Origin of the sequence: Methanothrix sp. (assembly GCF_024518575.1) — an archaeon.
Taxonomy (GTDB): Archaea; Halobacteriota; Methanosarcinia; order Methanotrichales; family Methanotrichaceae; genus Methanothrix_B.
This window is the reverse complement of the sequence record NZ_JANIHG010000044.1, coordinates 1-11,109: the sequence shown is the minus strand read 5'-3', so window position 1 is coordinate 11,109 and position 11,109 is coordinate 1. Positions and strand designations below refer to the sequence as shown.

At 55.9% G+C, this 11,109-nt stretch carries 10 protein-coding genes; 6 read left to right on the top strand and 4 right to left on the bottom strand.

Annotation, left to right across the window (positions count from 1 at the left end; genetic code table 11):
• The 4 genes from NQU42_RS07555 to NQU42_RS07540 all read right to left on the bottom strand — a co-directional run.
• A partial coding sequence (locus NQU42_RS07555; protein ID WP_296610356.1) for a helix-turn-helix domain-containing protein occupies positions 1–131 on the bottom strand: 131 nt, incomplete at its 3' end.
• Positions 132–276: 145 nt separating this feature from the next.
• Positions 277–1,176 carry a prephenate dehydrogenase/arogenate dehydrogenase family protein gene (locus NQU42_RS07550; RefSeq protein ID WP_296610355.1) on the bottom strand — a complete coding sequence of 300 codons (900 nt, stop codon included), beginning with the start codon at positions 1,174–1,176 and terminating at the stop codon, positions 277–279.
• Between the two features lie 43 nt (positions 1,177–1,219).
• A complete protein-coding gene (locus NQU42_RS07545) occupies positions 1,220–2,032 on the bottom strand; it encodes a shikimate dehydrogenase (RefSeq protein WP_296610352.1) in 813 nt (270 codons plus the stop codon).
• Positions 2,029–3,222, bottom strand: coding sequence for a TIGR00297 family protein (locus NQU42_RS07540; RefSeq protein WP_296610350.1), 1,194 nt, complete (start codon positions 3,220–3,222; stop codon positions 2,029–2,031). The genes NQU42_RS07545 and NQU42_RS07540 overlap by 4 nt, the downstream gene beginning before the upstream one ends.
• A 93-nt stretch (positions 3,223–3,315) precedes the next feature.
• Between NQU42_RS07540 and NQU42_RS07535 the strand changes: the two genes are divergently transcribed.
• The 6 genes from NQU42_RS07535 to NQU42_RS07510 all read left to right on the top strand — a co-directional run bounded on the left by NQU42_RS07535 (position 3,316) and on the right by NQU42_RS07510 (position 11,107).
• Positions 3,316–3,918, top strand: coding sequence for an undecaprenyl diphosphate synthase family protein (locus NQU42_RS07535; RefSeq protein ID WP_296610348.1), 603 nt, complete (start codon positions 3,316–3,318; stop codon positions 3,916–3,918).
• A gap of 378 nt (positions 3,919–4,296) precedes the next feature.
• Positions 4,297–6,966: an oligosaccharyl transferase, archaeosortase A system-associated gene (locus tag NQU42_RS07530; protein WP_296610346.1), complete on the top strand. Its 2,670-nt coding sequence runs from the start codon at positions 4,297–4,299 to the stop codon at positions 6,964–6,966.
• Positions 6,963–7,664, top strand: coding sequence for a creatininase family protein (locus tag NQU42_RS07525; protein ID WP_296610344.1), 702 nt, complete (start codon positions 6,963–6,965; stop codon positions 7,662–7,664). The genes NQU42_RS07530 and NQU42_RS07525 overlap by 4 nt, the downstream gene beginning before the upstream one ends.
• 127 nt (positions 7,665–7,791) lie before the next feature.
• The gene (locus tag NQU42_RS07520; protein ID WP_296610342.1) at positions 7,792–9,249 is read left to right on the top strand and encodes a phenylalanine--tRNA ligase subunit alpha; all 1,458 of its coding nucleotides are present in this window, start codon (positions 7,792–7,794) and stop codon (positions 9,247–9,249) included.
• A gap of 1 nt (position 9,250) precedes the next feature.
• Complete coding sequence (pheT, locus tag NQU42_RS07515) at positions 9,251–10,870, top strand: phenylalanine--tRNA ligase subunit beta (RefSeq protein WP_296610353.1); 1,620 nt, start codon at positions 9,251–9,253, stop codon at positions 10,868–10,870.
• Positions 10,871–10,969: 99 nt separating this feature from the next.
• Entirely contained in the window at positions 10,970–11,107 is a 138-nt protein-coding gene (locus NQU42_RS07510; protein WP_296610340.1) for a hypothetical protein, read from the top strand.
• Positions 11,108–11,109 lie beyond the last annotated feature (2 nt).

Here is an 11,109-nt window from a genome sequence, read left to right as displayed (position 1 = left end):
TCCTGCTCATAAGCGTTCTTCCTGAAAGCAAGTATTTCGTTATAGGTCCATCGACAAAGCTCCAAGGTCTTAGCCAGCTTAGTTCTCTGAGATTTTGTAGGATAGATCCTATATCGAAACACTTTTAGCAAATCACTTCACCTTTTGCATTTCTGATCAGGCATAATCTTTTTAGTCATCCTGTGCTATACACGTGGTCACCATGCGTATATATTTATCGGCAGGCACGGGCTGTATCCCGCCTTTGAAAAGGCGGGGATTAGCCCTGCTATCGTCCTAAGCTCTCTCCCGCTCCTGAGCGCGCTGATTGATTATTCTGTCGGAGCGCTTCAGCGCGCTGCGGGTATCGCCGAAATGCTCGGCAGCCCCCCTCATCTCTCTTTTGAAGACCTCCAGGTCTCCGGTCTCGATCGAATCCGATAGTCTGATGCACTCCTCTATGAACGCTCTCCTGACCTCTCTCGCAAATGGATTCATCTGGATCGATGCATAGAGCTCAGGATTCTGGTCTAGTATTCTCCCCACAAAATCGAGCATCACCTCATACACAGGGCTCATGAACCTCCTCGACCTCGAGACATCGAAGCCCAGGGAGCGTAGCGTAGCGCCTATCGCGATGTACGCAAAGTGCGTGAGCGCCTGAACCACGGCCATCATCCTGTCGTGCTCCTCAGGAGTGAGAATTTCAACCCTGGCGCCGTCCCTCTCGAGGATATCTCTGATATGAGATGACCATCTCCCCCACCTCCCCTCGACAGGTGTGAGTATCACCGTCTGGCCTTTTATAGATGGCATCGTCGGCCCGAACATGGGATGGGCTCCGAGGACCTCAACATCTGGAGGGGAGGACTCGACCATCGCCCGCACGGGCTCAACCTTGAGAGATGTCAGATCCATGAGCAGCGATCCGCTTCTCATCGCTGGCCCGATCCTCCTCGCCACCTCCGGCGTTTTATCTATAGGCACGCTCAGCACCACGATGTCGCTCTCCTCCACATCCCTCATGAGATCGTGCGCATACCTGACTCCGAGTTCGTCTGCCACATGCACCTTTCCGCTCGGTCCCCATATGGAGATATCGAACCCGTTGCCTTTGAAGTATCTGGCAAACCATGAGCCGGTCTCTCCCGTCCCGCCAACTATGAGCATCTTCTTCATATCAATCCTCTGAGAGATCCATCCACTGGCATATCCACAGTTTCGTTCTTTGCTACCGGCGTCAATTTTCTCGTCGCTCTTCGAGTGCAGCTCTTACTGCAGCCTCCATCAGATCTACCGGAGCCTCGAGCCCTGTCCAGATCTCTAGGGCTGCAGCTCCCTGGTACACGAGCATCATCACCCCATCAATCGCCTTCGCCCCAGCCCACCTCGCATCCCTGAGAAGCTCCGTCTCCCTGCTGTAGATTATATCGAAGACGACCTGCTCTGATCTCAGGATGCTCCCATCGAAGAGTCTGGGGTCGCCATCACGCATTCCCACAGATGTCGCGTTTATCAGGATATCTGAGCATCTGACAAGATCCTCGATCTCCACGAACGGGCGGAACTCCAGGCCGAGATCCTCGGCCAGCGCCTGTCCCCTCTCAGGCGTCCTGTTTGTCACAACGATCTCTGCTCCCTCTTTGGAGAGCTGGTATGCGATGGCTCTCGCAGCGCCTCCTGCGCCGATCAGAAGTATGTGAGAGCCTCTTAGACTCACACCGTAACGCCTCAAGGCAAGTGACGCGCCGATGCCATCGGTGTTGTGACCCCTGATCCCTCCGCGAAATGACACGGTATTGACAGCACCGATCGCCTCCGCGGTCTCGTCCGGCTCTACCACAGCCATCGCGCCCTCCTTCAGAGGTATCGTCAGGTTCAGACCGCCGAATCCCATGGCATCAGCGCCCAGAATCGCATCCCTCAGCCTGTGTATCCCAACCCTGAACGCATGGTAGGTAGCATCCAGCCCCATTTCACGGAAGGCGGCGTTGTGCATCACAGGCGACAGGCTGTGCTCTATCGGATCTCCGAGAACAGCATAGACCTTCAAATGAGCACCCCCATCAGAGCCCCGACAATCCCGCCGAAGAGCGTTGCGACGAGGTTGACGCCATTGTTTGTCAGCAACCCTCTTCTCTGAAATACAGCTCCCATCAGGCTGTCGAAGTTCGATCCCAGGAAACCGCTTATCAGAGTGATCATGAAACCATTCGCGCCCGTCATGCCTGTTGCAACAGCGACCAGTCCTATAACTGCAGCACCGGCAAGAGATGCCATCTCCCCAAGCGGTGTCACCCCACCGTCGACGCCGGGATCCACAGGCTTCAGTGTGGTGATCATCCTTGGCTTGGACCTGCTGGTCTCACCTATCTCGCTGGCCAGCGTGTCTCCATTCGCAGTGGCCACAGCGCCGAGGAAAGCATAAAAGAATATCTCATTGCTGTATATCCCGTAGCAGAGCGCGGCCACGAGAGGGACTAAGCTGTTGCTGTACACGTTCTTGTATCCTCTGACGCCGCACTTCTCCTGGGCGATCCCCAGGCTGTGCTTGTATGAATATCCATAGCGCGTAAACGCCCCGCCGAGCAGGTAGAAGCACAGGAGGAGAAGAAACCACTTCAGGCCGGCGAAGAGCACGACGAGTATGCATATTATGACCTCGCTGAGGACGGCATCAACATCCGCAGCCTTCGCCCAGTAAGCTCCAACTCCCAGAAGCACGGCGAACATGTATATCATGAGTATGTTGCTGAGCTCCGGAAGCGGGTATTCGAAGCTGAACAGCCACATGACCATACATGCGCCAAATGGCACCGTGAAGTCCATCTCTCTGGAGACATGCTGCAGGAATGCGCCGCTCAGACCTCCGAGTATGGTCAGAAACAGTATCTTCTCCTGCAGGAGATATGGAGCCAAGAGGTACGCAGCCGGATAGCCGATTGCGACTGTGGCCATTATGTATATGAAGCTGCCAGCAAGCTGTTGAAACCTCTTTGATACAGTGTGGGCCACGGTAGGGGGGATGAACGATATCGCCACGACATACATCGGAAGATCCAGGTGCGTGTAGGTCAGCACCTCTCTGAGGATCAGGAGCGAGATGAGCGATGCGCTCAGCATTCTGGTGGGTTTGTGGAGCACATATATGATGGCGAGGAGTAATGTTGTGAAGACGCCGGTTACGGGGAGCAGAAATGCCAGCGCACCTACTGCGAGCCTCAGGGCGTCCTCTCTCTGCATAGCCTGCAGATCTCCATCCAACCAAAAATACTTTGCCTTCAAGATTTGATCGAGATTGGATCGCCTCGATCTATGCTTCTGGAGAGGTTCGAGTTGATACGCAGATTATACGAGAAGCTCCTCGAGAGGGAGGTCATGAGCCATCCCAGGCCCAGATGTGTGGTCTTTGTGATATCATCGTTCGACGGCCCAGGCCTGGAGAAGTTCAGGGACCTCGTCGAGTGGAGCGCATCGCTCGGCATAGATAGCCTGCTGATACACATAGGGCAGTACGCCGGAGATCTCGCGTCCTCTCTCATCTCCATCCTGAAGGACGCCCCCGCGGACGTGAGCATAATCGACGCTGAGAGATCTGCATCGACCGGAAGGGGCGGGATCGGTGTCACAATCTCCCTGGGCTACGGCGGGAAGAAGGAGGTCACAGAGGCGATAAGGTCTGTTCTCATGGATGTTGCTGCAGGTCTGATAGAGCCAGAGGAGATAGACAGGGATACTATAGAGAGATACCTCAGGTTCAAGCAGAAGCCTGACCTGGTCATAAGGGCTGGTGGCAGAAGGCTCAGCGACTTCATGATATGGCAGGCGGCATACTCAGAGCTGTACTTCACAGATGTCGACTGGGCATCGATGAGGCGCCTGGACTTTCTGCGCGCGATAAGGGATTTCCAGAGGAGGGAGAGAAGATTCGGAAGGTGAATCGTCGAAGGCGCAAGGATGGCAGGCACATGACCTGAATCAGCACATCCAGAGATCGGAATCGGTTTTTGCTCGTGCCAGTTGTATCACCAGAGACATCTCGAAACTATTTAAGCTGAATGAGAAGGGGTGGCGCAGGTGGGCGGAAATACACTAAACCGAATCGATGTGCATGGCGATTTTGAGACGTCAACAGCTTGTTGATCTCGCAGGGTCTTGTTTTTTGGCCGGTGAATGCCGATTCCGGGCTGTTCAGTGATCCTCAACGCCGTCGAGTGGATAAAAGCAAACCCCTGAACCGGTGGCACACCGCTCGTATTCAGCCTCAAAACGTTTATCTCCTTGAAATATGCTCTCCATCGCTAAAACAGGGGACCCATGGATATGAAGAAGGACACAGATAGCAAAAGGCAGAGCAGAAAGCTCCTGCCCGAAAGATACTGGTACGCGGGACTTGGTCTGCTGTTTCTGCTCTCCATCTACCTAAGGGCTGTAGTTCCATTCAGGAATGTGTTCATCGGAGATGCGGTCAGGTTCAGCAGCGAGAGCGACGCATGGTATCACATGATGCTCGCCAAGACGACGTTCCTCCACTGGCAGCGTCCGTGGTTCGATCCGCTCACGAACTTTCCGAACGGGACGCCGCTACATTTCGGTCCGTTTCTGAGCTGGGGCGTGGCCCTGCTCTCAAAGATCGTCGGACTCGGCGGCTCGGATCTCCACACGGTTGATGTGGTCGGGGCGTTCTGGCCTGTGATCATGGGCTCGCTCCTGATACTGCCGGTGTACTACATAGGAAAGGAGCTCGGTGGAAGGGGATGTGGAATAACAGCAGCTGCACTTACCGTGGTGCTGCCTGGCCAGCTCTTCTCCAGGACCGTTCTCGGGTTCACCGACCATCACTCCTCTGAGATCCTGCTGAGCACGCTATCGATGCTGCTCTTCATTCTGGCATTCAGAAGTGGCCGATCTCTCAGCTTCAGCACGCTCCGGGATCTGACTGCGGTTAAGCGCCCTCTTGTTCTGGCGGTGCTCGCGGGAATCTCCCTCGGTCTATACGTCGATGCCTGGTCCATGGGAATCCTGTTCGAGGGCATACTCCTGATCGCGATAACCGTACAGAGCGTGGTAGAGCACTACCGCAGAAGGAGCGGGGAGTACCTAGGAATCATAGGTGCGATAGGCCTTTTCTTCGCCTTTCTCATGGTTGTTCCGTTTGCGCACTCCTACAACAGGTTCAGCCTGATTCAGTACTCGCTCTTCCAACCATCGATGCTGCTGCTGGGCTCGATCTTCTGTCTGGAGCTGGCTGTGGCATCGCGCGAGGTCTCGAGGCGGGGACTCTCATGGGCACTGTACCCGGGATCGATTGCAGCTGTTATCGTTGTGGATCTCGTGATAGTGATCCTGGCGGTTCCGGAGCTCTTCAGCGCTGTAACCTATGGTCTCAAGACGTATCTTCTTCCACGCACAGGTGGCGCTGCAACGGTCGCAGAGCTATCGCCCATATACATGGATCTCGGGCGGGGGGTCACCGGGATAGATGAGAACTTCCCGGGTGTGATCCGCGTGCTCTCTCCGTTCTACATCGCGATCATAGGTCTCGGCATGCTGGTTTACAGATACATCAGGGACTCCAGGGCTCCTTACCTCCTGGTCATAGTATGGAGCGCAGTAGCGCTGATTATCACGCTGGCTGCGAACCGCTCCGCCTACTACTACGCGGTCAACGTCGCCCTGCTCTGCGGTTACCTCGCGTCCCTTGCATACGCGCGCGCGGGCCTCTCGGATATAGAAGATGTTCTCGCGAGATCGCCATCGAACCTGAGCAAAGAGGTGCGGCCCGAGCGACTGGCCTCAGCTGCTGCGGTTGTACTCATAGTGATAATACTGGCATATCCCAGCGTCCTCAGCTCACATGAGATAGCGAGATACTCGGTGGGGCCGAATCAGGACTGGGTCAGCTCAATCGAGTGGTTGCGCAACAACACGCCATATCCAGGGCTTGATATCTATGATGTCTATGAGCGACCTCCTGAGGGGCAGTATTTCCAGTACCCACCGACAGCCTACGGCGTGATGTCCTGGTGGGACTACGGGCATCTCATAGAGACCATAGGCCACAGGTATCCGAACGCCAACCCGTTCCAGGAGGGAATTGGAAGCAAGACCAAAGGAACGCCTGGATCCTCTCCGTTCTTCCTGGCCGAGAGCGAGAGCGAAGCGGATGATGTGCTCACCCGCCTCAACGAGAGCAGATCCCCATACATGAATGCTCGGTACATAATGACAGATGTGGAGATGGCAGTCACCAAGTTCCATGCGATAGCCGCGTGGAGCAGCATACCTCTCACAAGATATACTGGAGCAGTATACCAGCCGCAGGCCGACAGCTTGGTTCCGATACAGGTATGGAGGCCAGAGTACTTCAGGACCATGGTGGCGAGGCTCCACTTCTTCGACGGAAGCGAGGTCGAACCACAGGACCCGGTGGCGATAGCATACACAAGGGTCACGATGCCAGACGGCACACCTCTCACAGTCATAACAAAATCTCCCCTCATACCGAAGAGTGAAGGCGAGCTGGAGAGCTTCATAAACGAGAGCCTGAGCGAGGGGTACAACGTGAGCGTTGTGAGCAGGAGCTTCGCGAGATCGCCTGTGTACGTTGAGGCCCTGCAGCACTACAGGCTCGTCCACGAATCCGCAACACAGGTCACGAGCGAAGGAAACAGGTATGTCAAGACATTCGAGCACGTCCCTGGCGCGTTGATAAAGGGCAGGGCATCTCCTGGATCGAAGGTCTTGATAGAGGTCCCGATCATGACGAACCAGAAGAGGCTATTCATCTACAGACAGTCAAACGTCACAGGCTCTGATGGAGAGTTCGTCCTGGTTGTTCCGTACTCGACTGAGGGGCCGATGGTCGGGGGCACGAACTTTGACACCGCGCCGATAGGCGCATACAGGCTCACGGTGAACGGCGCGACCAGAGAGGTGCGGGTCTCAGAGAAAGATGTCCTGAGCGGGGGTGTCGTTGAGGTATGATCCTCGGGGAGATGAGCTGGCCTGAGATAGAGAGGGGACTGACGAAGACGAGGACCGTGATACTGCCGGTGGGAGCCGTCGAGGAGCACGGCCCGCATCTCCCGACCACCACAGATACCATCCAGGCGCTGGAGGTGGCTTACGAGGTCGCCAGGAGGCGCGAGGTCTTCGTTGCGCCTCCGGTGCACTACGGCATATGCAGGAGCACCAGAGGATTTCCAGGAACGGTGAGCGTTGGATTCAATGCGCTAAGGGATTACGTGTACGATATTCTGCTCGGGTTTTACGAGAGCAACTTCAGGTATGTGATGGTCCTGTCGGGGCATGCCGGAGGCCAGCACATGGCATCTCTCAAAGAGGCATGCCAGAGCGCTGTGAACAGTACAGATCTCAGAGTCAGCCTTCTGACCGATTTCGATCTCATCAGATGCGATATTCCAGGGGATGGCCACGCGGGAGATATCGAGACATCGAGGATGCTGCTCCACAGGCCGGATCTTGTCAGGGGTCTCCCGCCCGCGAGCCATCCAGAGCGCCCCAGATACCTGATCCTGAGATCTGTGCGGGAGTTCATGGGCGATGGTATCATGGGTGATCCGAGCAGGGCAAGCGCCGAGAAGGGAGCCGGGTACTTCGAGATGGCTGTGAAGGGCGTTCTTGAGGCGCTGGACGAGCTGGAGGGGTGCTCCGCTGAGTGAAAATGCTCCAGACGGTTGCTGCTGTTTATGATGTGGATGTTCAGTAGAACTTTTGTAGGTGCAGGTATTTTCGCCGTACCTGAGGTTAAATGATGTCCCATGGACAGAAGGCCGGTGGGATGGAACAATGGCATCAGAGAGAGATTTGAGAATTCTTGAGGCCATATCAGATGGATGCTCAAGTCCGCAGGAGATCGCTGATCGTCTCCATGTAAAGACTGAGGCTGTTCTATCAGCAGCTGAATCTCTTGCAGAGAGCGGACTCATCAGGGTTGATAAGAGCGTTATAGAGCGTTTCTCGTTGACCGAGGAGGGGAGACGATATGCGCGTGAGGGTCTCCCTGAGAGAAGGCTCATCGATATTATCGGCGATGGAAAACCGTTATCCGATCTCCAGGATCCGGCGATGAAGATCGCCATAGGATGGGCGCTAAAGAAGGGCTGGGTCCGGATCGATAAGGGTGTCCTGAGGCCGCTCGGCAGACCTGCTGAGGGAGAGGATGAGATCGCGCTCAGGATGCTGCTTGATGGGGAAAAAAGCAGGTCAGAGATCGGCAATGCTGATCTGCTGATCAAAAGAGGGCTGGTGACCTCGAGCAGGAGCAAGGCCTGGAGGTACGAGATAACAGAGGAGGGAAAGCGGGTGCTCTCCCAGATCAGGGAGCGCGCGCCCCCGGCGACAGAGGCGACAGAGATCTCCCAGCTCACCCCTGAGATCATAAAGAGCGGCGCATGGAGGGGTGCGAGATTCAGGCCGTACAACGTGAGGGTGCCGGGGGAGACAGTCTATCCCGGAAAGATCCATCCGTACAGGCGCTTGATGGATCGGATGAGAAGAATCATGCTTGAGATGGGGTTCACGGAGATAAAGGGCGAGATAATACAGTCTAGCTTCTGGAACTTCGATGCGCTATTCCAGCCGCAGGACCATCCGGCCAGGGAGATGCAGGACACGTTCTATCTGGACAGCAAGGCTGAGATCCCCGATTACAGAAGTGTGAAGGAGATGCACGAGCGCGGCGGCGGGATAGGTTCCACAGGATGGGGCGGCGTGTGGGATCCGGAGATAGCCAGGCAGGAGGTCCTCAGGACGCACACAACCGCGATAACAATAAAGTATCTGGCAGACAACCCAGAGCCTCCGGTCAAGGCCTTCTGCATTGATCGCGTTTACAGGCGTGAGGCCATCGATGCGACTCACACCCCCGAGTTCGAGCAGCTTGAGGGGGTTGTGATGGACAGGGGCGTAACGTTCAGCAATCTTCTCGGAATATTAAAGGAGTTTTACTCGAAGATGGGATTCGAGGAGGTCAGGTTCAGGCCAGGGTACTTCCCGTACACAGAGCCGAGCGTCGAGCCTGAGGTCTGGATAGACGGGCTGGGGTGGGTGGAGCTCGGAGGCGCAGGCGTCTTCAGGCGGGAGGTGACAGCGCCGTTCGGAATAGAGCATCCGGTGCTCGCCTGGGGTCTGGGTGTGAGCAGGCTGGCGATGCTCCGTCTGGGCCTGAAGGACCTGAGGCTTCTCTACCAGCCAGATATCGGATGGCTGCGGGATACTCCAGTATCTGTCTTCAGGGGTGTCTGAGATGCCGGTCGTGCGTTTGTACTACGAAGATCTTGAGGAGATGGTCGGCGCCTCCAGGGAGCTCATAATTGAAAGACTGCCTATGATGGGCGCGGATGTCGGCAAGAGTCAGGAAGCGGATTACATCGATGTGGAGTTCTTCCCTGACAGGCCGGATCTCTACAGCTCAGAGGGCGTGGCCAGGGCGCTCCAGGGGTTTCTGGGCATAAGGCCAGGACTTCCTGAGTACCAGGTCCACAGAGGATCTGTGGAGATGTACGTGGATGAATCTGTGAAGGGCGTGCGCCCGATAATAGGATGCGCAGTTGTAAGAGGCCTAAGGTTCACGGATCCGTTCATAGAGTCGCTCATGAGCCTGCAGGAGGACCTCCACTGGGGTCTCGGCAGGAACAGGAGGAAGGTCGCGATAGGAGTTCATGATATCTCGAGGGTGAGGCCTCCATTCAGATACATCGCAGATGATCCCGACAAGAGGAGGTTTGTGCCGCTTGATTTCGATGAGAGCATGAGCATGAGGGAGATACTCGCGCGACATCCGAAGGGTGTTGCATACCGTCATATCCTGGATGGATTCGAAAGATTCCCTCTGATAGTGGATGCCGATGATAATGTCCTGTCATTCCCGCCGGTAATAAACGGGGAGCTGACCAGGGTCAGGGAGGATACAACAGATCTGTTCATAGATGTGACAGGCACTGATCCTGTTGTTCACAGGGCTCTGAACATAGTCGTCACCGCCCTGGCCGAGCGTGGAGGCAGGATCGAGGGCGTGAGGATGATCTCAGGAGATGGAGAATGGATCAGCCCGGATCTCTCCCCCGCACGCTGGACTGTGACCGCATCAGAGGCCAACAGCCTGATCGGCTTCAACCTATCCGCGGAAGAGCTCGCAGAGTGTCTGAGGCGCATGAGGTTCGGGGCGCGTCCTATTGACAGCGATCGTGTCGAGGTGCTTGTCCCCGCGTATCGCGCGGATATAATGCACACATGGGACATCATCGAGGATGCGGCCAAGAGCTATGGATATGAGAACCTGAAGGCCGAGATGCCGAAGACGCTGACGATCGGCAGGCCTCATCCGATGGAGGAGCTCAGGGAAGAGGTCAGGGACCTCATGGTCGGACTTGGCTATCTCGAAGTGATGCCCTTCACGCTTACAAATGAAAAGGTCCACTTCGAGATGATGCGCAGGAGCGCCGGAGAGTGCACGCGCGTCAGGCACCCGATAAGCGAGCTGCACACCATTATAAGGACGGATATACTTCCGGGGCTCATTGAGATACTCTCGATCAACCAGCACCATCAACTGCCACAGAGGCTGTTCGCCGTCGGGGATGTTGTCATAGGTGGGAAGACAAAGTGCCACCTTAGCGCGGTCTCGATACACAGCGGAGCCGGGTTCGCGGAGATCAGCTCTGTTATTTCCGCCATCCTGAGGGAGTTGAGGGTAAGCGCGGGGATAGTCGAATCGAGCGATGGCGCATTCATACCTGGCAGGGGCGCGGATCTCATGCTAGATGGGTCCAGAATCGGATGCTTTGGCGAGATTCATCCAGAGGTGATATCCGCGTTTGGCCTGGAGCATCCTGTGGTCGGGATGGAGATGGAGATATCCCCGTAAGCGGTGATGCCAGTGGATGATGAGACAAACTCACCGCGTATGGCAGGTATCCGTTGCAACCCCTATGGGTACGGTTCGTAGAAATGTTTATATACTACTATGCGATACGTTCGAGGGCCAAGATGTGGCGAGAGTTCCGCGGGGATAGGCGCGAGTGCTGACGGGCCGTATGGCTTGGATGATGGCACTGGTTTCCGCTCTGCGGTACATTTTGTTGGGGTGGAGACGGGAGTTTGAGC

Coding starts and splice junctions, on each gene's coding strand:
- NQU42_RS07525 (WP_296610344.1), top strand. CDS start 6,963: ATGATCCTCGGGGAGATGAGCTGGCCTGAGATAGAGAGGGGACTGACG.
- pheT (WP_296610353.1), top strand. CDS start 9,251: ATGCCGGTCGTGCGTTTGTACTACGAAGATCTTGAGGAGATGGTCGGC.
- NQU42_RS07540 (WP_296610350.1), bottom strand. CDS start 3,222: ATGCAGAGAGAGGACGCCCTGAGGCTCGCAGTAGGTGCGCTGGCATTT.
- NQU42_RS07510 (WP_296610340.1), top strand. CDS start 10,970: ATGCGATACGTTCGAGGGCCAAGATGTGGCGAGAGTTCCGCGGGGATA.
- NQU42_RS07530 (WP_296610346.1), top strand. CDS start 4,297: ATGGATATGAAGAAGGACACAGATAGCAAAAGGCAGAGCAGAAAGCTC.
- NQU42_RS07520 (WP_296610342.1), top strand. CDS start 7,792: ATGGCATCAGAGAGAGATTTGAGAATTCTTGAGGCCATATCAGATGGA.